The organism is Desulforhopalus sp. IMCC35007 (assembly GCF_005116575.1).
Classification (GTDB): domain Bacteria; phylum Desulfobacterota; class Desulfobulbia; order Desulfobulbales; family Desulfocapsaceae; genus Desulforhopalus_A.
The window spans coordinates 59206-81719 of sequence record NZ_SWCN01000004.1 but is presented as its reverse complement, the minus strand read 5'-3'; the positions used below and the strand labels follow the sequence as shown (position 1 = coordinate 81719).

Here is a 22514-nt window from a genome sequence, read left to right as displayed (position 1 = left end):
ATGATAGCGGCGTATATTGTATATCTGCGTTGGAGGCTACTATCCGTATCTGTAAAATGACTTGTTACCAGTGTAGTAAAATTGACATTATAAAATACGCGCTGCCTGTGTCATCACAGGCTTATGATACAGCCTGTCATTTTTGCTCACAAGAAAAGATTCGGTAAATGATAGGTGTACGGGAATACAAAATAAAAGTCCCATTGTCCAATAGAGGACAATGGGGCTTTTGTGCAGCCAGTGTGAGCGGAGAGATTATTGGAAATTGACAAGCTCCACATCAAAAATCATGGTGGCGTTAGGTGGAATCGGACCGCGACCGGCAGGACCGTAGCCCAGGTCTGATGGGATGATGAGTACTCGCTTTTCACCTTTTTTCATGCCAAGCAACGCTTCTTCCCAGCCTTTTATGACCTGTCCTTTGCCAACAGGAAAGTCTATCGGCTGACCCCTGTCGTAGGAGCTGTCGAATTTTTTGCCATCAAGAAGTTTGCCGGTATAGTGGACGGTAACGACTGCGCCTATCTGAGGAGTCTCGCCCTGGCCTTCTTCAACCACGACATATTTGAGACCTGAAGGGGTAGTTACTGCATCAGGCCACTGCTTTTTGATGGCTTCCTGTTCAGCCTCCATGGCAGCCATCTCTTTTTCTCGCTTCACCTTATCCAGATTTGCGAGAAGGTTATCAAAAGTTTCCTGATTGGCCACAAAATTTTCAGCTTTTTCCCCGACTCGAATGATGGTGACAGAGTTGATAAGATCATTTCCTTCAATCTTGTTTACAACATCCATCCCTGAAACCACGTGTCCGAAAACAGTGTGTTTGCCATCAAGCCATGGCGTTGGCACATGGGTGATGAAGAACTGACTGCCATTGGTTCCGGGGCCGGCATTGGCCATGGAGAGAACTCCGGGCGAGGAGTGCTTGAGGCTGGGGTCAATTTCATCTGGAAAGGTGTATCCTGGACCACCGGTACCGGTGCCCAGCGGGCAACCACCTTGTATCATAAAATCAGGGATTACACGGTGAAATTTTAAATCATCATAAAATTTATCCCCTTTTGCTTTTGCGCCTCCGCCAAGATCCTTGGTGCCTTCAGCTAAAGCTACAAAATTTGTAACGGTCAGTGGTGTTTTTTCGTATTCGAGAAGGCAGATAATTTCGCCTTTTGCGGTGTCAAATTTGGCGTAAAGACCATCTTTGAGGTTAGAATTAGCCATTCCAGATTCTCCAGATAAAAGTATACATGATATTATTATTACAAACAGGGTGCAGATTCTATGCATTGATTCTCCTTTTGCAAAGGGGCAAATTAAAAAAAGAGTTTAGTAAACGTATGTCGTGTACCGTTTTTACGGCAAAAAATACAGTCTGTGCCAATCATAAACCCTAATTTTCTCTCTGTCTACGATCTGTTGACGGAAAATGTGTTTTAAGGCTGAGTTGGGATATTTCAGGAATTTGATGTTTTAGCATGGTCAATGCTACAGCTACAATGGTCCCCTGCCTAACTGTAACATACCCTGATCAGGGGGGACTTGTACCTGTACCGGGAGTGGTCAGTTCGACCTTGATTACATGGCTTTTTTTCTCCGATTTTCCGCGGAGAACCTCTACTTCTGCCATGTCACCTTCTTGTGCGTCAATCATTGCAATACGAAGATCGGCCATGTCATACACTGGACTGTCGTTGATTCGTATTAATATATCGGCCTCTTTCAGGCCTGCTGCTTTTGCCTTACCGTGTGGGCTTATCTGGTCAATGACAAGGCCTTTATACTGACTATCATCTGCCGTGGAACTTAATACGATGCCAATCTTAGGTGATTCGGGCAGGCTGATGTTTTCTGCCAGGAAAAAATAATCCGAAGTCTGAAGGAGGTTCCTTGAATTCGAATCATCATAGATATTGAGAAGGCTGGCCTGTTGCACATCGATTCTGGCGGCCACCCTCGGGGGAATTCCTGAGTCCTTCCTGGTATGCTGTGTTCCGGCGATAACAACCATCCTGTAGTCAGAATGGGCTTGAAGGAATTCAGCAATATTTGCAGCCATTGTTTCATCCCATAAGGCCTGAGCCTGAATGAAACCACTGGACGTCCCTTTGCCGTGATTTCCAGAAATGTGAGCGTCGTGTACAGAAGATAAACGTTCCTGATAGCCAGGAAGGTCAAGATTTCGGTCAACAACCAGGGACTCTTTAATCTCATCACTCAAGCCGTCTGTATGACCGAGGCTATAGACCTCGGAGACGATCTGTCGATCGAGATTAAGACCACGGACAGGGAGGCCATGTGCCTTGGCAAAGTTCATAATATTTCTAAAAAGGCGATAGTCATAACGCCAGACTTCGAAATAATCAGATTTTTTGAGAAAAGTTTTTTCATCCATTAAAGACCCCGCTTGCGTATACTCATCCAGGCTTTGTTGTGATGAGGTGGGGAACATTTCCATGCCTATGGCGAGATTTGGATCCTTGTGGAACAGCGCCTCTATCACTCTGAGCTGGAGTTGATGATCGGCAAGGGAGTTATGTGTTTCACCAATATATATCACACGTTTTGTCAGCAGTTCTTCTATAATTGAAGTAAAGGATGACAATTCTTTGGTAGAACCGCCCATCGGCAGATTCTCCAGCTGGTAGGAAATACCGTTCACACTCTCTTTGATCACTGTTTCCGGGCGCTTGTTGCTTTCGAATTCGAGGTAAGAATATTTCCCATAATGCTGCAGCTTTCTGGCAACGGAGGAACCCAGGTCGTTGGTGGTATCTGAAATTACCACGGCGACTGCCTCAGGGTTGAGTGGGTTTTTTCTAATATCAACCGTCACAGTGTTTTCTTTGTGACTGATTTTGCCAAAAAGTGATCGGCAGGGGTGTTGGTTGGCACCCAGAAAAAGCAGGCTGCTTTCGCTCAGTTGCTGGTTTGTTATCTCATCTGCTCTGACAATCTTGGCAGGATAAGGGCGAAGGGCGTCAAGGAAGGGCTGATATTTTACTTTGGCAGCCTCACTCTCAACGATGATAAGTTTTTTCTCTGCCCCTAAAAAGGTGGACCAGACCGGAGTCCATTCTTTACTGGAGAGTTTTCGCAGGAGGGTATATTCAGGATCAAGAGTAAGTGCCAGTGGTAGATCTGCTAAGGCAATGGAGACCTGCCGGGATGAAGTTGTGAGTGTTTGCACAATCTTGTGAATCCCAGACATAGTCTTTATGTGAACAGGAATTAGGAGGGGGAGCGGTTCCTTGGCCTGCTGCCTGAGGGTAAAGTTGAGATGAATTCCATTACGTGAATCAATCTGTATATCCTCGGCCCAGATCTCAGGTGCCTCTACCATATTCAGTTTACTTACGAAAAATGATTCAAGATTTTTCCCGGAAACTTTCTCAAAGCTGAGCTGCAGGTCTTTCCAGGTGGCCGCTGTATCTTTGTTTGTAATATAAAATTCACGTACCCCCTCATTAAAGGTTAATTCTCCAAGGTATTCGCGCAGCTCGTGGAAAAAAAACGCTCCACCATTATAACCGACAGTTCTCTTATAATCGGCCATGGGCTGGTTGTGGCTGGCGGATTTGAAGTCTTTGAGGGCAAATGGATGTGTTGCTCCGGCATGAACATAGCTTTGGTATTTTGTTAAGCTCTCTTTTCTGTCCTCTCTACCCTGACCACTGGCTGCCCGATAGCTGTGATCGGCAAGAAAGGCTGTAAGTCCCTCACACCAGTTACCATTCTGATAATCCACCTCCACGGCATTACCGAACCAACTGTGGACGATTTCGTGGCCCAGTGAGGTGCTTTTTATAAAGGGAAGACGCAGGACCATCTGGCCAAGGAGGGTATACGAGCCCATTCCGTAACCGGTCGGGAGACGATTTGCGACAATAACATAATGATTATAAGGGAAGGGGGCGATGTCGTTTTCATACCTCTTGATGTATGCTGCAGCCGCTTCAAGATATCCCATCGCGAGTTCCTGGTCCTCTCTAAAAAACATGGAATAGACGTAGAGGTTATCACGAACTCTGAGTTTATCAACGACATAGGGGCCGGCAGTAAATGAGATACTGCTGGTCGGTGCCACTGAGTGGGCAGTGGTTATATTTTCTTTTTTTGTAAGGGGAAAATGATCAGATTGGCTGATTGCTGAAAAATCACGGGGCAGACGTGCGGAAACTGTGTAAATATATGGTACAGAGGGTTCTGGGTACCAGCTGTCGGTAAGAGAGATGCCTTCCGGACTTACGAGATTGCCTGGTTCGTTTTTCACATCTCTTTGATAGGAGATGTAAAGGGTTCTGTGTTGATCGCTTGGGTCAAAATGCAGCAGATCATCTAACGGTTTGATTTCTTTTTCTGTTTCATTGGGGGACTGGATAAGTGCCCCAGTAATGGCAAGGCGGGCAAGAGAAACGGTAAGGGGATACTTTGGGGGAATCTCTATTTTAGCGGTGCCCGTCAGTCGGTTGTTTTCCAGAGAAAAGCTCAGCGCAAGGTTGTACTGAAAATTGGCCACGTTGTCTGCATAGACGTTTTTGCTCCAGCTACAACAAAGAAGGGTTGCGCTTAGAAGTAAAAAAAAATGTAAAATATAAGGCATTTGATATGTTCCGGATAAGATGAATGTGTTGATACTGCCTATTGCGGAAGATATTACAGAGTAATTGTACTCGTGATCGAGAAAGGACAACCCAGCTTGTCATGTCTCTGTCTGTAGGATAATCTCGAACAGGCGATCGTGCTGTAAAAAAAATATCAGTGAAAAATAAACAATGAGTCAAGCAAAGAATATGATCAACACCGCAAAGCTTGTCGGTTTAAATGGGCGCTACACCCACTCCTGCCTCGCCCTGTTCTACCTGCGAAATGAACTGGAAAAACATTGCCCGAATTGGACGAGTGAGATTCTACAGTTTACCATCAACGATAATTATTTTGAATTGTTACTGCGTATCACGGCGGGAAATCCGACCTGTGTGTTTTTTTCAGCAGCAATCTGGAATAGTGAACTTGTGGAAAAACTGACCCGAGATATGGCTGTCTGTCTTCCTGGCTGCAAAGTTGTCATCGGTGGTCCCCAGGCCTTCGTTTTACACGGGCTTCTGGATGAGGTCAATCACAGTGCTGTGTTTGGGGCAATTGAAGCAATAGACCAGCAGTTTTATCGAGACCTGGAAAATGGTACTCTTCAGCCATGTTATAAAGCAGATTTTTTTAAAATGCCCTCGCGCAGCTATGATTATCCCTATCGTCATACTGACTTTGATCTGCACCTGGCCAACAGACATATTTATTATGAAAGTTCGAGGGGTTGTATTTTTGGCTGTACCTATTGCCTGTCGTCTGTGGAACGGGGTGTTTATCATAAGCCTCTTGATGTGGTTAAAGAGGAGCTGCGCGATATTCTCAGTCATAGTCCTAAGGTCGTACGTTTTATAGATCGAACCTTTAATGATATTCCAAAGCGGGCTTTAAGCCTGTGGGAGTTTTTATTAGAAGAGGGTGGGGAGACCCTCTTTCATTTTGAAATGGCTCCTGATCGCTTTACTGAGGAGATGTATACCTTTCTTGAGCGGGTCGGTTCCGGTCGATTTCAGTTTGAGATTGGGATCCAGTCCACCCATAAAGAGACGTTGAAGGCGGTAAACCGACCCGTCGAAACTGAGGTGGTACACACTGCGATTCAAAGACTTGCAGGTCTTGGGACCATCCATCTCCATGTTGATCTTATTTTGGGCTTACCCTACGAAACGAAAGATTCTTTTGCCACCTCTTTTTCTGAGGTGTTTTTCATGGGAGCAGATTACATCCAGATGGGACTCTTGAAGATTCTCCCGGAGACACCTCTTTGTTATAATGCACAGGAGTACGGCTACAAACACAGCCTGGTTCCTCCCTATTCTGTTCTGGCCAGTCGCTGGATGGACCATGAAACCGTTCAGGATTTGTACTGGTTTTCTGAATGTGTAGAAAAGTACATGAATAATCGGTATTTTGTCCTTGTCTGGGGCTATTTCCGCAGACATGAGGAAAATATTTTTACGTTTTTTCAAAGCTTGCTGGCCCTTTGTCAGAAAAATCTCTTTTTCTCCCATGCCCCAACCCACGAATTGATGTGTAAAAATCTCATCACAATGTTTCAGGGCCGTCATGACTCTGAGGTGTTAATGGATCTACTCCGGGTTGACTGGCTTCGCTGTAACAATCGATTTCTGCCCCAATGGCTGCTGCCGGGTGAGAATGAGGAACAACCCCAGGAGACCAAAGACCGTTTGATTGCGATCCTGCCGGAAGAGGTTGAGGGACTATTTAGCCGAAAAACGCGCAATGGATTTTTTCGGAAGACCTTTTTTTTACGAATTCAGAAAAAACACCTCACAGAAATGAACCTCTTTGCAGGTGCAGATGGAGAGGTCCTCTGTTTTCTGACCGAGCGGGAGAGGAATCTGCATTCATATGCTAAAGTTTTGGTATTGTGATGGAAAAAAAGAATAATTACAAAATTGTTGAACTCTTGAATTGTCCGTATATAGTATGGGGCTGTTGCTTGAATATTGCTGTATGCAAAACGCAAATTAATTGAAAATGCAATAAGGAGAACTTCATGCAGTCGTATAAAATTAAGAAGATAAATAATATTGCAAAAGAGGGGCTTAAACTTTTTTCTAATAGATTTACGGTATCCGCAGATGAGAAAGATCCTGATGGTATTATCCTTCGCAGTTCAACCCTGAATGTTGATGATTATAAGTCACTTCTTGCTGTTGCCAGGGCGGGTGCCGGTACCAACAATATTAACGTTGCTCGTGCTACGGAATGTGGAATCTGTGTCCTTAACACCCCGGGTGCCAATGCCAATGCCGTTGTTGACCTGGTTTTTCCAATGCTCGGTGTATGGAAGAGAAATATCTATAAAGGCATAGAGTTTTGTAAGGATCTGGCCGCCATGGACCCCGCGAAGGTCAGTGCTGAAGTTGAGGCAAGGAAGGCCGCCTTTAAAGGAGAGGAGATTGCCGGGAAAACCCTTGCAGTGGTAGGTTTGGGACAGATTGGTGTACGGCTTGCCAACGGTGGAATTTATAGACTTATGAAGGTCAATGGTTTTGATCCGGCGCCTGCACTCTCTAACATTCATCAGCTTTCACCAGAAGTCCGGGTCTGCAGAAGTCTTGATGATGCAGTAGGTGATGCTGACGTTGTGAGCCTGCACCTGCCACTTATTGAGAGAACAAGAGGTCTCGTCAATGAAGAATTCATTGCTCGTATGAAAAAAGGTGCTGTTCTTGTCAACTATTCGAGGGAGCCCATTGTTGATGAGGCGGCTGTGATAAAGGCTTTGGATGAAGGGTATTTGGAAGCGTATCTCTGTGACTTCCCGACTCCAGCTCTGGTCCGGCATGAAAAAGTGCTGGCAACCCCACATCTTGGGGCCTCAACCTCTGAGTCGGAGGAAAACTGTTCAACAATGGCCGTCAAAGAGATCTCTAATTATCTCAAATACGGGAATGTGGTGCACAGTGTCAACTTTCCCAATATTGAGTCAACGCCCAGTGATAAAACGGTTTGCAGGCTTATCGTCATTAATAGAGATGTGCCGGGAATGATCGCCTTTGTTTCAAACATATTCGGTGACAACAATGTAAACATCGCAAGCTATCTCAATCAGTCAAATGGTACTGTGGGTTATAATATTATAGATGTCGAAACTGATATTCCTGAAGTTATCGTTCAAAAAATAAAGGAAAATAAGGACGTTATTAGAACCCGGGTCATCAGGTTTGCACGGGATAAAAAGTAGAACTGAGGAAGAGTTGAAAAAATTAGTCTCGTATCTGATTGTTATTGTGGAGTAGTGGGCTAATGTGCAAAGAATTAAGAAGAGAAGTATAAAATATTGTACCCTTAGGTCGTTGGTGTTTGTCTTGCCACTTGCCTAAGGTGCCGATAATATTAAACTATAAGTTTGATGTTGTGGCTGGCACACAACATGCATCTTAAATTATGCTTTATCTCTTCTCTCTTTTCTCCTGGAAAAACCGGACCTCCTTGTGGGGTCCGGTTTTTCTTTTTATAGTCCTGTATCGGTTCCCAAATCTGCTTGAAAAAATATCGAAGGCTGCTGAACATGGAAAATGTCTTTCTCTCTCCCTGTGTAAAGTATGAGCGGGAGAAAATTGCAAATATTGTCGATCGAATGGCGAGGGAGTCTGGATCATTCCACTCTCTCCGTGGGGCGACTATTCTGCTCAAGCCCAATCTGATAAGTGGGCGTGGTTCTGCGCTGTCTTGCAGCCACCCCGAGTTTATTGCCGGAGTGGCGCTTTGGTTGAAAGGGCAGGGTGCCAGGGTTAAGCTTGGGGATTCACCTGCTTTTGGCGCAGCTAAAAGTGTCTGTCATACCAGAGGAATCATCACTGCCTTACAAGGACTGAATGTTGAGTGTATAGAATTTTCTACACCAGTGAAACGACGACTCAAGAGTGGCCGGGTCATTACTCTTGCTGGAGAAGCTGTTGAGTGTGACTATTTTATAGGTCTGCCAAGAATCAAGGCACATAATCAGATGTATGTTACCCTTGCTGTCAAAAATATCTTTGGTGTTGTTAAAGGTGTTAATAAGGCGATGCTCCACATGACCTGCGATAACAGTCATCAGCAATTTTCTGACATCATCCTCGATCTGATTGAAGTGTTGCCACCGCAGTTTCATTTTATAGATGGAATTGAGGTCATGTCCGAATCGGGCCCCCTTGATGGAAAGCCACTTCTGGTAAACTGCATTGGTGGCAGCGCCTCCCCTGTGGCTTTGGATACAGCCCTTTTGCAACTGCTGCAGGTAGAAGCTCAAAAGAGCCCACTCTATATGGCCGCACAAAAAAAAGGGTTGCAGGCAGCGGACGCCTCTACCATCCATTATCCCTTTGCAAAACCGTTTGAATTTTATGGCTCTGGCTTTATGGCGCCGGAGCTGTTAAACCCCATCCGGTTTAATCCATTCAGGTTCCTCTGGGGGATGGGTAAACGAATTGGTATAAAACTCGGGAGTTGACTTGTGTGGCTCGTAATTGTATTTATGCCATACTTTTTAGTCGTGAGCGTTACCAATTTAATTTTTAATAGGATATTTAGTATGTTTGATTTGCAGGATAAAGTTGCACTGATAACCGGAGGATCTCGTGGAATCGGCCGGGCGATTGCTATTCGTCTGGCCAGTCAGGGCGCTGATGTGGTTGTGAATTATGTTCGACATAGACGTGATGCAGAAGAAACAGCTGAGGCTGTTGAAAAATATGGTCGTAAATGCCTCCTCATAAAGGCCAATGTTGCCAATGGGGATGATGTTCAGAATATGTTTAATGTTATCAGTGAGGAATACGGCCATCTCGATATACTTGTCAGTAATGCCGCTTCAGGAGTCCTCAAGCCTGCATTGGAACTGACCGAGCGTCATTGGGACTGGGCGATGGATATAAATGCCAGGGCTCTTTTAAAACTTGTTCAAGGTGGCCTGCCACTTATGAAAAGCGGAAGCCGGATTATGGCGGTTTCAAGTCTTGGATCTGTGCGGGCCATTGAAAATTATACTACCGTGGGTGCATCCAAGGCGGCGCTGGAATCTCTGGTACGCCATCTTGCAGTGGAGCTTGGACCAAAAAATATTAACGTCAATACCATAAGTGCAGGGGCTGTGGATACGGACGCTCTGAAGCACTTTCCCAATCGTGATCAGATTTTAAATGCAGCTATGGAGCGCACCCCTTTAGGGCGTCTGACGACCCCTGATGATGTCGCGGATATCGCTCTTTTTCTCTGCAGTGAGCTGTCAACCATGATTCAGGGCCAGGTCATTACCGTTGACGGAGGCTATGCCATTAGAGGTTAGACGGCAGTTGTGGTGATATTGTGGGCCTGGAGTCAGCATACGGGTGATATTGTGCAAGGGTTGTGAGCTAAAGATCTTGTAATCATTGGATAAAATTGAGAGGCGGTGACATTGGGAAGCACGATGTTACTGCCTTTCTCTTTTGTATGTTGTTCTTGCCTCGTATGTAATATCCTGTAATAAATTGTTTTTTGTTCAGTGATGACTTTTTAAACAGAGTTGAATTTAATGTATAAAAATAGTGAATCAATCGTTTTAGCCTCCGGTTCTCCGAGAAGAAAAGAATTTCTAGAAAAGCTCGGTCTGGATTTCACCATAGCTGTAGCATCCATCGAAGAGCAGCCCAGGCCTGGTGAACCAGCCGAAGAATTCGTGCTCAGAATGGCAATGGAAAAAGCTGGGGCCATAAGCCGACGGTTCCCAGAAAAATGGATTATAAGCGGAGATACCATTGTTTGTCTAGGGCAGGAAATTCTGGGGAAACCGACTTCTAAAGAGCATGCAGTCAACCTGCTCATGGAGCTTTCCGGGCGAACCCACCTGGTGAGAAGCAGTTATTGTCTGTGTCACTTGCAAAAGAACATCGTCAGGGCCGAAACAATCGTCACCAAAGTGGAATTTACAGATTTTTCAAAAGAGACAGCAGAGGCCTATGTTCTCACGGGGGAGCCCATGGATAAGGCCGGTGCTTATGGCATTCAGGGGATAGGCGGGGTGCTGGTAAAAAATATTACCGGCTCATATTCCAATGTTGTGGGAATGCCCCTCGCCGAAATTGTATCAGTTTTGATAAAAGAAAAAATCATCTATCCTGTGACACGACACGTCAGAGGATAACCAAGCTCCCATGACATCGAGCTTAGCGAAGGTTGAAATACCATTGTCGCAGGGTTGGGATGACGATTATCCTGATAAAGCGGTCGATACACCTTACCAGGCTAAACAGGTAAAGATGTGCTTGCCTGGTTGAAAAAAATTGTGCCCCGGGGAGAACCTGTATATAATCTTTTATATCTTCTGTGCTTGAGGCGCTTGAAATGGTTGACAATCTTTGACGAATGAAAAAAAAAATCGTATGATTGTAAGGTGTATAAAAGCTTAGATAGCTCAGCTACCCTAGTATCTCGGTTTGGCTACCTCGCATGCTGGTCTGTGCAGGCTGTTTTGATGAGTGGGTGTTACTTGGTACCAAGCTTTTACATTATTGTCTGTTGTGCGTGATTTGTTCGCGCTGATTTTGTTTGTATCAGGTCTGTTTTTACGGATAACAGCAACAAAAAGTGCCGTTTACAATCTTGTTTTCTTTTGGCCTTCTGACAGATGAAAAAACTATAGATACGGTTTTTTATCGAAAAATAAAGACAGAGAAAATACTTTACAACCTGTCAATTACTCAGTGTTTGAATAATGGTGCCTGGCAATGAAGAGAAATGAGCTGCAAAGCAAGGGTGTCGATGTTTTAAAAACTTTTAATAACTCGATTTCCACGAGTCGCCTCTATCCTCCTGAAGCACCACAGGTAACTGCAGCCATAGATAGGGGGTATAAGGCTATTAAAGCATTTTTGCGAACTAACAGAGAACTGCAGTTTGCGCTGGTCGATGATATACCCTATTTGTGCGGTGCCCCTTTACACCAGGAGGTGCTTGATTCATTTCCTAATCTGCATGTTTACAGGCAGTTGAGGCTGCTTGGTCTCAATAGTCTGAGGATGGCAGCTGATATGGACCGTTTTACCTTCAATCAGTTGCTCGCAGTGTTTCAAGCCTCGGTTGCCACTATCAAAGATAAAGGTGGCGGTGTGGAGTATATTACCTCGCTGGGCCTCACAAAATACTTTTCACTGCAGCCGCAGATAAGCAAAAAAGTATCCACAACAGCCACTCACGGTGCTAAGGGAGTCAAGGAGCGAAGTCTTCTTAAAGTACGACCAGAGCTCGTTGCCTGTCTTCTTGGTCAGGACAAAAGACCACTGGTTATAGAGGACTTGAAAAAGAAAATCGTAGTGATGGATACAGGAGTATCGATTCTTGCGGCCAGCATTGCCAGAATTCTGCAGGGAATCAGAGAGAAGAAAAAAATAGTTGCCGCATTGGAATTCCCCAAAATGCTTCTTCGTTCCGAAGAACTGATAGAGCAGGAAAAAAAACCGGTTATGGCAAGACAACTTGCCCATCTGCTTATCCCAAATCTTAAAGATTCGGCACTCTGTGTCCTTTTCTGTCAAGACTTTTCACCGTCCTTTGGGGCAATGCTGTATGATGACCTGATTACCGAGCTGCCAACTTCGCGAATGAAGGATGTGATCGTTATTTTTCGTGAACAGTTGAGACGTGCCAGGAGTCGGGATGCCAAATCTGCTCTGGTTCATATTCTCGGCAAATCGATGTTGAAATTAATGAATACGGAAAAGGGCAAGCTCTTTCTCAGTTCTGAAAAGGCGAAAAGTATTATTCACGATGGAGAAAGAGAAAGGATTAAAATACGACTTGAAACAGGCCTTAACGGGATTCTTGAAGGCGATTTTCAGGTACTGGAAAGTGAAGAACTCATTGAAGCTCTTCCTGCCGGTATTTTGGCCATACGGAAAGCGGAGAAGAAAGATTGTGTGCCCAAAATCCTCAAGAATCTGGTGGTTTATCTTGGGCAGAAGAAAGATCGTGGAAACAGTAGGGTTGTTCAATGCCTTTTACAGACAGGCGATGGTTTAGTGGAAGAAGGGTATGTCGCTGAGGCTGAAATACTGGCCGAGCCTTTCATGCTGCTGGCTCAAAGAGCCTCGCTTGGGCCAGATCTTTTTGAACAGATAATACAATTTTTGCAGAGACTTATGAAGGGCTGCTGGAAAACAGGGTCGAAGGATCTTGGAGACAAAATCCTCCTGCTGTTTTTCCAGATACGATCAGGGCAGATCGAAAAAAATGATCAGCTTAAAACCATTGTAGGTCAGGTGCAGGATCGTGGAATTGACAGGGTAAGTCTGCCGCAGTTACTTGCCGATTGTCTGGCCTCACCAAAGGATGAAACCCTCAGCTATCGCCTCGCTTTGCAGGGGCCGGTTGCCATCAGATTTTTAGTCGATACTCTGATTCACACTGAAGGTAGTATCGACCGGTTGAAAATTATTGATCTTCTGACCTATAATTCCAGGCAGTTACCTGCCATTATTCATGAGCAATTGCCAAAGCACATGCCCTGGTACGGTAAAAGAAACCTGATTAAGCTGCTTGCGGAAACAGGTAAGGCCGAAGATGCCCAGGCCGTTCTCGGCTATCTCCGTCACGTTGACTTTCGGGTTCAACGTGAAGCCTTTCTCTGCATCTATAAAATTGGTGGTCCTTATAGAAAACGCTTGTTTCTTGAAGCGCTGGACATCGCATCTGAGTCTGTGACGGTTCAGATTGTAGAAGCCTTTGCAGCATTTTGTGATCAGGATGTGGCAACCCGCCTCGGAGTGCTGATGTCAGAATTGCACAATTTTTCTGAGCCGACCAGAGAGCCCCTGCTCCTGGCTTTACTGGAGACGTTCGGACGTTGTCCCTGTAGCGCCTCGGTGAGAGCCGTTCAGAATCTCCTCGATTCCAAAGATCAGAAAATGTTTAAAAAACTTTCCAGACAGGTGTGGGACGAGGCGGAAAAATCCCTGCATTTTTTGAAAAATGATTTGCAGGCAATGAAGAAAAAACACGTGCAGGCTAACCAGTTGCGCAAAAATGCCATGAAGCAGCTTGGCAAAAAAAATAAACCCACTATCAGCCAAAGGGTAATTACCGGCCTGCCGGAAGAGCAAGTTATCAAAAATCTATTGTCAAAAGGCGAACAGGCGGAGGCGGTCAAGCAATTGATGCTGCTGATTGAGCAGCGGGCTCGTGCCAGGAATTTTCTGCAGGCTCAGCAGTTAAAAGAATGGCTCGCCGAAATTGAGCCAAAAGATATGACTCAGGTCCTCAAGGCCGGTGACATTATCGCCCGCGAAAAAATAGAAACCATTGACAGTGGTCATCTCGAAGTGTGGAATAAGCTTTATGATGCCCTGACCACCCAGGAATTCAGCGAGGTCTTTGACCATCTGGAGCATAGAAAATACCTGACAGAGGAAGCAATTGTCAAGCAGGGTGAGGTGCGGAATGCCCTGTTCTTTGTCAACAGCGGCGAGGTAAAGGTTCATTACAAAGATGAAGGTAATGACTTTTTTATTACGACCTTACACAGCGGTGATATTTTTGGTGCAGACGCCTTTTTCGAACCTTCCGTCTGGACGATGTCTGTAGCAAGTATCGGGGATTCTAATATTTCCTTATTGAAGGCTGACACCCTGCAACGTTGGGCAAAGGAATTTCCCAAGCTGGAAGAAAAACTCCTTCGTTTTTGTGAGCAGTTTGAGCGGGTTGAATCGCTTATCATAAAAAGCAGCAGAGAAAGGCGTGTGCATAAACGTCATCACCTCGGCGGCAAAATTTCCACACGCCTCATCGATAGCAGAGGGAGGAGTACAGGAATCACTGCAGATGTTGCTATGATGGATATTTCCCAGGGTGGACTTGCCTACAAGATTGCAATCGATCACAAAGGTAGTCTGCGCCAGCTGCTCGGGCGTATCGTCCAGATGGATTTGCCAACAGGCGAGGAAAAGAACAGCGTAACAACGGTTACAGGTGCCATCGTTGCCGTGAGAAAATGTAAAGATGATCCTGATTACTACTCTGTTCATATGAAATTTAACGATCTTCTTGATCCCCAGAAACTCTATGACATTATCCAGGCCGGTCGTATAGATTCTGCAATGAATCCACAGTCCTGAGATTTAAAGGGTAGGCAGAAGATGAGCAGAGGACTCTAATGGAGCAGAAAGATCCCATCATTTCGTTTTATGCAAGGCATCTTGGCGATGTAGGATCTCAAAATCCTATTGCCTGCCCATTTTGTGAGGCAAGAGGCTACCAGGCCGGCAGAATTGTGATTGCTCTCAACCGTGACAGTTTTTTTCACGGTTACTTTCGGTGTACAAATTCCTGCGTACCCGGTGGATTCCCTTTATGGTTTGCCAAACTCTCTGCAATTGCTCCTGCAGAAGTTCCCGGCTATGATCCAGAGCTGGAAGAGTCTCATATTTTTGAGGACTTTCCTGCAGAAAATATCAATGAAGAGGTTGCCTCGTATCAGCAGAGATTGAGTGAACCCATCGTAGAGTTCTTCCGGAAAAAAAATGTTTCAAGAACCATTCTAAGCGGGTTGGGTATAGGTTTTAACGGTCGATATATCGTCTACCCTTATGTGCAGGCTGACGGTAACTGTTATGCAGCCCGCTGTGTCTATCCTGGGAAAAAAGAAGATTATTTCTGGCAGGGCAATGAACGGTATACCTCTCCCCCATATACTGTTTTCAACAGGGCAGAGCTGAACCATTGCCAGCAGGGAGCGCTTTTTCTCTGTGAAGAAGAAAACATTCTTCTGGCCATAAAACAGCTTGGTTTTCCAGCGGTGGCAGTTCCCCACCATAGCCATTTTGAGCAACTTCCTGCAGAGATTTTTGCTGGAATAAAGACAGTCTTTATGGCTTTAAATAACAGTGCCGACTCACTCGGCAGCGGCCACGCCTTTGCCTCAAGGCTTGGTTATAAAGTCCGGATTCTTCCATGGCCGGAAACCACCCCCGCCAAATATGGATTCTGGCAATTGGCCCAGGACAGCGGCAAGGAATTTGGCCAACGTGTTGGGGGGATGATCAAAAAATCCCGTTCTTTTTCGCCTTTTACTTTGCCAGAGATCGAATATCAGCGGTTTTTACAGGGGCTGAAAAGTCAACAGGGTAGCGAGTATAGGGGAGTTGTCTCTGGATTCCCTCTTTTTGATGAGGCCCTTGGCGGGGTGCACGGTATCAATATTATTGGCGGAGCACCCAAGGTCGGGAAATCGACCTTTACCATTCAGATCGCAGCCCAGATGGCGAGAAAAGGTGTTCCTGTCCTCTATTATGATTTTGAAAATGGCCGGCAGAAGATCTATCAACGAACTCTGAGCAGATTAAGCCGGGTTGCGACAAGTGCTCTACATGGCACAGGAGGTATGGGGGTAGAGGAGCAAGGCCGACTTGAGGAGGCCAGGGTTGAACTTGAACGAATGCTTTTTTACTGGCGGGTGGTCAATGACCGGAAGATCACTCCTGAACTGATGAGAAAGCATATCGAGTTTATTCGCCATGAAACCCGCAGTGAATATACGGTTGTGATTATAGACAGTCTGCACAAACTCCCCTTTCATCAATTTGCTGAGCAGCGGACGGGAATCGACGCATGGCTCAGGCAGATGGAGTCTATACGGGATGAGTTGAAGGTTTCGTTTCTGGTCATATCAGAACTTTCCCGCGGGGCAGGAGATTCATACGAACATGTACCCCATCTTGGCGTATTCAAGGGGTCCGGGGATATTGAGTACAGTGCGGACAATGCCATGGTTCTTTTTCCCGGGGAGTCGTCCTTCGGGGATGAGGTCGCTGGACGGAAAAATTGTCTCTGGCTGGTTGCAAGCAGGGAACATAGTCCGGGGAGAATTGCTGAATACCAACTCGATTATCCTTTCTGGGGTTTTGTTGAACATGCACTCACGCCTGGGGCTGTCTAATCTAAATTTTTCTCCTGTCGTCGCTTGTTTTTAACGATATTTAAGATGCTATACGGTGCGCATCCTTATGCTGGATGCAGTTTTCCCAGTAAGGCCTCGAGCTCATTTTTTTCTTTGAGCTTATCAATCCACTCAAGAGGAATACCTTTTTCTCCACCTACTCCATAAGCCGCCCCAAGAAGGGCGCCAAGCAGGATGGCCCGGCCACATGAATCCCCTCCGGCATAAATGTTTTTCTGTACGGCTTCACGATATGAACCAGCGGTGATTGCATTATGAGCAAGGGCAGGAACACCAAAGGCAAGATTGCAGCTGGTACCGAATTTTGAAGTGACTGCAGTGTTGTCTTCGTTTTTGAGGGAAATCGCCTTGTGAATGAGGCTGGCAACCTTAGGGGCTGCACTGCCGCAACCTCTGGTAATAGCAATTTCCGGATTTCTTGTCTGCATTGCAGAGACAATCATGGTGGCTGCTGTCTGACCAAACTGAACTGCCAGTTTATTGTTGTTGGTCACCCTCACGGCAGATTCAACCACATTTTTCAACTGATCATTTCCCTGATAAACGGCAACAAGGGCTGGTAGTTTAGCAATTGCAGGTAGTTGCTCGTCATCGGCGCCGTGATAATCATTGACTAGTTTCAGTTTCTCCATCACTGCCAGGGCATAATGAAGGGTAGACTTGCCCTCGCCGGTATTTTCTGCAAGCTCTTTGACTTGGCGCTGTAGCTCCTGACCCTCTGTTGTTTTGACAAGACCAAGCACCTTTTTTATAAGATGAGTTTTAGTACTGTTATCTCCGGGAAAAGGGATCATTTCAGCACGTTTTACAGCGTCTGCTTCTGCTGTTGTAATGTTGTTGAGCGTGTCACGTGTGGGGTGATCGATGTATCCTACGTACCTCCCGCCATAGCCAAAATGCTCATAAAATAGCTTTTCGTAGTCGGCCCTGTTGTATTGACAATCGTTTTTTACAAGAGAACGTAGGAGAACCATCGCCTGTTCACCATATTGGGAAAAGTCTCCGGCCAATTTGTGACCGTGGGCAAAGTAGCCCTGGGTTCCCTGATAGTCACTTGCGGTGGGTGTTCTGAATGCAGGAGTTTTACCGGCAATTTCTCTGATTCGACTTTGGTTGTACAACCAGTGAAAGCCCAGCGATGCGGCGTCGGCGACCAGTGCTCCAAGGATTGGGTAGACAATGGGATTGTGGACATTCATGGGTCTTTTTCCGTTTAGGTTAAGGGGGGGAGCAGACTATAATCACAACTCAAATATCATTTTCTTTCTGCCACGCGTCAAGGGCTGCCAATGATCTGGAGGCCCGTTCCTCTCCCCGGAATTTTTTTCGGATCTTTTTCTCCCAGGCAGGAAAGAGACCAAAGTTAACATTTGATGGCTGGAACCGTTTTGGATCGCTCTCTGTGAGATGACAGACAAGCGCACCAAGGGCAGTTTCCTTTGGTGGGACAACCAGCGTTTTGCCTTGAATCCGTCGTGCCGCATTTATTCCGGCAAGCTGGCCCATGGCAGCGGATTCAATATATCCTTCAACACCAGAAAGCTGGCCCGCCAGAAAAAGATCGGGGCGACTGCTGAACTGGAGGGTTGGTTCTAAAAGTTCAGGGGAGGTGATAAAGGTATTTCGGTGGATGGAGCCCAGTCGAGCGAATTCGACGTGTTCCATGCCGGGTATGAGGCTGAAAATTCTTTTTTGCTCAGGGTAGGTCAGCTTCGTCTGGAAACCAACCATATTATAGGTTGTTCCTTCCTTGTTTTCTTTGCGCAGCTGGATGACCGCGTAGGGCTCTTCGCCGGTTCTTGGATCCGGCAGACCGACGGGTTTCATGGGGCCAAAGCGCAAGGTATCTACTCCACGGGAACAGATAACCTCAACGGGAAGGCAGCCCTCGAAATATTTAGCATTTTCAAAATCCTTGAGGGGCACGTATTGTGCGTTGGTTAATTCCTGGATGAAATGGAGATAGGTCTCTTTATCCATGGGGCAGTTGAGATAATCCCCTGGCCCATCTTCGTACCTTGATTTGAGATAGATGATCTCCATGTTCAGGGAATGGCTATAGACGATGGGGGCGATGGCATCATAGAAGGCTAACCGCTCTTTTCCTGTGAACTCAGCCAGACTGTCTGCAAGAGAAGAGGAAGTGAGAGGGCCGGTGGCAAGAATAGTTGGACTTTCACTCAAGGGGGGAATCTCTGTCACTTCTTCATGGATGATTTCCACCAGCGGGTGGCTGGAGAGGATGGCTGTAATCTGCTGTGCAAAGGCCTCTCTGTTAACGGCAAGGGCCTTACCGGCAGGGACTTCAGTGGCGTAGGCTGTCTCCACAATGAGTGAGCCGAGACGGTTCATCTCTTCTTTGAGCAGACCGACCGCAGAGGTTTGGTCGTTTGATCGAAAAGAGTTGGAACATACCAGTTCAGCAAGGTCGTCTGTATGGTGAGCCGGGCTGTGTTTTTTCGGACGCATTTCAATGAGCCGTACCCTGCAGCCTCGTTGTATCAGTTGCCATGCGGCTTCGCATCCGGCCAGGCCACCGCCGATAATTGTTGTTATTTGATCAGACATGAATAAATCTCATTTGTGGTTAATATGAATTGGTGAGTGACGGAAGGAATGAAAGATTGCTGCTAAAATTAAGCACCGCTCAGGTCACGTCAATTGCTTTTCGGCTCATCAGCCAAAAAGAAAGAAGGCCAAAGAGTTGCAGGATCAGAAGAAGGGAAAAACTCCAGTAAAACCCAGATGCGGCAAGCTCTGTTGCCTGATCTTGTGTGAAAAGATCAATTATTGCTCCCATCAGCCATTGCATGCAAAAAGCTGTCACAAAGACAAGGAGGTTGATGGCGGTGGTGACCCGTCCGGAAAGAGTGGCCGGAAAAGACTGGGACAGGGCTGCATAGGCGATTATCCCGGTAGTTCCTGTAAATCCAAAGATAATCCAGTTAAATACCGTATATTCAACCGGACAAATAAGAACGAGGAGCTGAGCCACCATGAAGATGGCCATGCCCCAGACAGCCGTTGTGGTGGCGGAAATTTTTCTTCTGGCCAGCCATTGGGTCAGCCAGCCGATGCTAATAAAGCCTGCGATCATGGCAAGGGCCACAAGGAAAAGGGTATCCGCCACTTCATTTCGGCTTAAACCTGCTACGCTTGTGAGCCATGGACCCGACCAGAGGCCTTGGATAGACAGAAAAGCCGTCTGGGACGTCGTGGTCAGAGGAGCGAGGGCCCAGAAGGTGCGGCTGGTTGCTATAGCTTTCAGGCCTTCAAACTGTTGAGCTATCGTATCATTGCAGGTAGCCGATTTTTTTTCTGGAACGATAAAAAACACCGCAGCCGCAGCCACAAAAGTGGCAAGACTAAGGGCGAAAAACACGCCACGCCAGTCGGTGTAGCCCAGAGCAAACTCCACAGGCGAGGTCGCGGCAAGGGCGCCCAGACCGCCTGCCGCCATCTGGAAGCCATTCACTATGGGCCACTTCTCTTTTGGAAACCAGAGGGTATAGGCCTTAAAGGCAGCCATAAGACAGGAAGATACTCCAAAACCAATGAAGGCGCGGCCAATGACAAGCCCGGTTAAGCTCGTTGAGAGGCTGAAGATATAAGCCCCTAGGCCTGCAAAAAGGAGCAGAGTCGATTCGACTCTTCTTGGCCCATAGCGATCGAGAAGTATGCCAAGGGGAATCTGAAAAGAGGCAAAGGTAATAAAATAGACAGCGGTGAGCAGTCCAAGATTTGCGGGCGCAAGTGACAGGTCACCTGCCAGATCTGGTGCTATGACAGCATTGACCACCCGGTAGAGATAGGAGAGAAAGTAGCCGCAGGCAAAGGGGAGAAACACCCGTAGAATATTGATAATAGATCCGTGCTGCCGTACGTCAGGGCCTTGACATTCCTCTGATTTATGGGAGTTCAACGGTTACACTCAGCCTTTTTCTGCCCCAGGTGAGGGCCTCATTATGTGAACTGAAATAGAGATCGATACGTTTGGCGCCTTTGATTGCACCTCCTCTGTCCTCAACAACCCCCCAGCCGTAACCTGGCACATACATACGGGTGCCAAATGGATAATACGAGGTATCAGCGGCAATGGTCCCGTCATGGGGGAGCAGACACCAGGGAAAGAGGATGATGCGTACGGGAATCATCCATGGATGATGAAGAGAATCTATTGAAAAAAGACCTTCTTCCGCTTCTTTTGGGACCGTACCACTTGCCGTAAGCCCACTGTAGGGTCGACCTTTTGAAGGGCCAGCGCTGACATATCTATTCCAGAAATCAAGTTTGAGCCACTTCCAGCTGCCTCTTTCCCAGCTACAGCAGGACGAACAGTTGCAGTAGGCAGTGGTCTCCATTATGGTCGAAACAGATCTTTGTGCGCAACCTCCCTGGAATAAAAGCAGCAAAAGAATGACAAGAGAAGGCAGGAGCCGTCTTATTGGACCGGGTTGCAGGAGACGAGGTGAAATAAACATCAGAGCCGTTACATAGGAAGATGGATTAAAATTATATGCTGTCTGTGACTTGCCTGAGTGACTCACAATGAATCTGTACTCTAGGGAAGTCTAGCATGCTACTGTTTTGCTGTATAGCAGTTTTTATCTCGCCCATTTGGCAAGATTGTCTAATTCTTTCTGACTCTTGTTATACCACTCCTGTTGATCTTGTGGGGCGTAACGTAGAGAAGCCGCTTCATCAAAGGCCGTATGTTCTGCCAAAATTTCTTTTTGCGCAGCAGCGATTTCCTCATCAACAACCTTTACAAGCTGCTGTTCGACACTTTTTTGATCAGGGCCGCTTATCGACCGGGTAACGGAGAGTGACAGTTTTCTATTTAAACGGCGTGCTGCTATCTCCATGAGGGCAAAATGAATCTGCTCATGCTGCAGGACATAGGCTGTTTTATTTGCAGGAATTTCTGGGTTCCACCAGCTTCGCTCAGGAATCATAACAGCCTTGAAGCTGAGATCCTGCAGGTAGGCCTTGTATACTCCGAAATTTAACTGTGGCGGGCTGATAACATAGTGCATTTCAGTTGTCGGACGAAGTGATATTGAGCTGTGAGCGTTGATCATGTGGCGATGATCTGCAATGTGAGGCGAGGGGGTTAGTGCTTTGAAATCCTCTACGGTGAGTTGTCGATAACTGATAGAACCAAGGGATGGATCAAAGGGCTGGTTGCTGAGATGAGGCTGAGCAAAATCCGGTAATCGTGCACAGCCATGACAGCAGAGGGTTAAGAGGACCACTATGAATAAAAATCTTTGACCTGACGCTATTTGGTTACTCACGGCGTTTTGTTGCTCCCAGGAACCAGAAATAGTTCTGTTGATGTATAAAAACGAGAAGGCCAGACTGATGGAATAGTTTCAAAACTATACCATGGATACAATATTTATCCAGAAATTGCAGTCTGGAGTCACCGTGGAATTTGGAGCTTGTGTTAAACAGGAAAAATAGTTTGGCAGGATTATAGAAAAAATCAGAGATACTGCAAAAAGAAAAAACCACGAGAGCAGGACGTACGAAACTGATCCCGCGGTTAAACTGTTTCTGGGCTCTAACTCGTTGAAACAGAATTATTTGGTGAGCTGGATGCGGCTTACCGCCAGTTTTTTGACGGTACCTTCCTCTACTATTTTACCGATTATGTTGACTTCTTTGCCGTTAATTATATCGAACTCTCCGCCAATAAGAGGGTAGACCCCTTTTTCAGTGTAAAGGGCCATTCCACCATCGAGCTCCTTGACTATGCCGTGGAAGATCTGGGTCTCTTTTTTTACCTTAGCCCCAATTTTAACCGGGTCGATCTGAGGCGGTTCCGTAGAATTTGAAACCCCGTAAGCGTATCCTGAGAGTGCCAGACATGCTGCTATTGTTATCGGTCTAACCAGGTTTTTCATGATGTGCGTGTCCTTTTGTTGTTGTGCATTTTGGTTGGCTTCTTTTCAACCCTCTTAAAAATCTAAAGCAAAAAATGTGC

At 46.3% G+C, this 22514-nt stretch carries 15 protein-coding genes; 7 read left to right on the top strand and 8 right to left on the bottom strand.

Going from position 1 to position 22514, the window contains the following annotated elements; translation table 11 throughout:
• Nucleotides 1-255: 255 nt before the first annotated feature.
• Nucleotides 256-1221: a peptidylprolyl isomerase gene (locus FCL48_RS25730; protein WP_305791005.1), complete on the bottom strand. Its 966-nt coding sequence runs from the start codon at nt 1219-1221 to the stop codon at nt 256-258.
• A gap of 307 nt (nt 1222-1528) precedes the next feature.
• Nucleotides 1529-4516, bottom strand: coding sequence for a ChaN family lipoprotein (locus tag FCL48_RS05400; RefSeq protein WP_169309095.1), 2988 nt, complete (start codon nt 4514-4516; stop codon nt 1529-1531).
• A 256-nt stretch (nt 4517-4772) separates the two neighbouring features.
• Between FCL48_RS05400 and FCL48_RS05395 the strand changes: the two genes are divergently transcribed.
• The 7 genes from FCL48_RS05395 to FCL48_RS05365 all read left to right on the top strand — a co-directional run bounded on the left by FCL48_RS05395 (nt 4773) and on the right by FCL48_RS05365 (nt 16504).
• Nucleotides 4773-6479 carry a B12-binding domain-containing radical SAM protein gene (locus FCL48_RS05395; protein WP_136871235.1) on the top strand — a complete coding sequence of 569 codons (1707 nt, stop codon included), beginning with the start codon at nt 4773-4775 and terminating at the stop codon, nt 6477-6479.
• A gap of 125 nt (nt 6480-6604) precedes the next feature.
• Nucleotides 6605-7798 carry a phosphoglycerate dehydrogenase gene (locus tag FCL48_RS05390; protein WP_136871234.1) on the top strand — a complete coding sequence of 398 codons (1194 nt, stop codon included), beginning with the start codon at nt 6605-6607 and terminating at the stop codon, nt 7796-7798.
• Between the two features lie 327 nt (nt 7799-8125).
• Nucleotides 8126-9049, top strand: coding sequence for a DUF362 domain-containing protein (locus FCL48_RS05385; RefSeq protein WP_136871233.1), 924 nt, complete (start codon nt 8126-8128; stop codon nt 9047-9049).
• A gap of 90 nt (nt 9050-9139) precedes the next feature.
• Nucleotides 9140-9883 (top strand): enoyl-[acyl-carrier-protein] reductase FabL, encoded by a 744-nt coding sequence (fabL, locus tag FCL48_RS05380; protein ID WP_136871456.1) that lies wholly within the window; start codon nt 9140-9142, stop codon nt 9881-9883.
• Between the two features lie 228 nt (nt 9884-10111).
• Nucleotides 10112-10720: a nucleoside triphosphate pyrophosphatase gene (locus FCL48_RS05375; protein WP_136871232.1), complete on the top strand. Its 609-nt coding sequence runs from the start codon at nt 10112-10114 to the stop codon at nt 10718-10720.
• A 583-nt stretch (nt 10721-11303) separates the two neighbouring features.
• On the top strand, nt 11304-14684 hold the full coding sequence (locus FCL48_RS05370; protein ID WP_136871231.1) for a cyclic nucleotide-binding domain-containing protein: 3381 nt from the start codon (nt 11304-11306) through the stop codon (nt 14682-14684).
• Between the two features lie 38 nt (nt 14685-14722).
• Nucleotides 14723-16504: a DnaB-like helicase C-terminal domain-containing protein gene (locus FCL48_RS05365; protein ID WP_136871230.1), complete on the top strand. Its 1782-nt coding sequence runs from the start codon at nt 14723-14725 to the stop codon at nt 16502-16504.
• Nucleotides 16505-16569: 65 nt separating this feature from the next.
• Here the strand turns inward: FCL48_RS05365 and FCL48_RS05360 are convergent, their stop codons facing one another.
• From FCL48_RS05360 to FCL48_RS05335, 6 genes are all read right to left on the bottom strand, one after another.
• On the bottom strand, nt 16570-17724 hold the full coding sequence (locus FCL48_RS05360) for an ADP-ribosylglycohydrolase family protein (protein WP_136871229.1): 1155 nt from the start codon (nt 17722-17724) through the stop codon (nt 16570-16572).
• A gap of 49 nt (nt 17725-17773) precedes the next feature.
• Nucleotides 17774-19093, bottom strand: coding sequence for a methylenetetrahydrofolate--tRNA-(uracil(54)-C(5))-methyltransferase (FADH(2)-oxidizing) TrmFO (trmFO, locus tag FCL48_RS05355; protein WP_136871228.1), 1320 nt, complete (start codon nt 19091-19093; stop codon nt 17774-17776).
• A gap of 79 nt (nt 19094-19172) precedes the next feature.
• Nucleotides 19173-20447 (bottom strand): MFS transporter, encoded by a 1275-nt coding sequence (locus FCL48_RS05350; RefSeq protein ID WP_136871227.1) that lies wholly within the window; start codon nt 20445-20447, stop codon nt 19173-19175.
• The gene (locus FCL48_RS05345; RefSeq protein ID WP_240744752.1) at nt 20434-21006 is read right to left on the bottom strand and encodes a 3D domain-containing protein; all 573 of its coding nucleotides are present in this window, start codon (nt 21004-21006) and stop codon (nt 20434-20436) included. Before FCL48_RS05345 ends, FCL48_RS05350 begins: the two co-directional genes overlap by 14 nt.
• A 123-nt stretch (nt 21007-21129) precedes the next feature.
• The gene (locus FCL48_RS05340) at nt 21130-21822 is read right to left on the bottom strand and encodes a hypothetical protein (RefSeq protein WP_136871226.1); all 693 of its coding nucleotides are present in this window, start codon (nt 21820-21822) and stop codon (nt 21130-21132) included.
• A gap of 288 nt (nt 21823-22110) precedes the next feature.
• Nucleotides 22111-22434 (bottom strand): hypothetical protein, encoded by a 324-nt coding sequence (locus tag FCL48_RS05335; RefSeq protein ID WP_136871225.1) that lies wholly within the window; start codon nt 22432-22434, stop codon nt 22111-22113.
• Nucleotides 22435-22514: the final 80 nt, after the last annotated feature.

Bases quoted from the DNA above. Each gene is read 5' to 3' on its own strand.
- FCL48_RS05345 (WP_240744752.1), bottom strand. From the start codon at position 21,006: ATGTTTATTTCACCTCGTCTCCTGCAACCCGGTCCAATAAGACGGCTC.
- FCL48_RS25730 (WP_305791005.1), bottom strand. From the start codon at position 1,221: ATGGCTAATTCTAACCTCAAAGATGGTCTTTACGCCAAATTTGACACC.
- FCL48_RS05385 (WP_136871233.1), top strand. From the start codon at position 8,126: ATGGAAAATGTCTTTCTCTCTCCCTGTGTAAAGTATGAGCGGGAGAAA.
- FCL48_RS05375 (WP_136871232.1), top strand. From the start codon at position 10,112: ATGTATAAAAATAGTGAATCAATCGTTTTAGCCTCCGGTTCTCCGAGA.
- FCL48_RS05335 (WP_136871225.1), bottom strand. From the start codon at position 22,434: ATGAAAAACCTGGTTAGACCGATAACAATAGCAGCATGTCTGGCACTC.
- FCL48_RS05365 (WP_136871230.1), top strand. From the start codon at position 14,723: ATGGAGCAGAAAGATCCCATCATTTCGTTTTATGCAAGGCATCTTGGC.
- FCL48_RS05395 (WP_136871235.1), top strand. From the start codon at position 4,773: ATGAGTCAAGCAAAGAATATGATCAACACCGCAAAGCTTGTCGGTTTA.
- trmFO (WP_136871228.1), bottom strand. From the start codon at position 19,093: ATGTCTGATCAAATAACAACAATTATCGGCGGTGGCCTGGCCGGATGC.
- FCL48_RS05390 (WP_136871234.1), top strand. From the start codon at position 6,605: ATGCAGTCGTATAAAATTAAGAAGATAAATAATATTGCAAAAGAGGGG.
- FCL48_RS05370 (WP_136871231.1), top strand. From the start codon at position 11,304: ATGAAGAGAAATGAGCTGCAAAGCAAGGGTGTCGATGTTTTAAAAACT.
- FCL48_RS05360 (WP_136871229.1), bottom strand. From the start codon at position 17,724: ATGAATGTCCACAATCCCATTGTCTACCCAATCCTTGGAGCACTGGTC.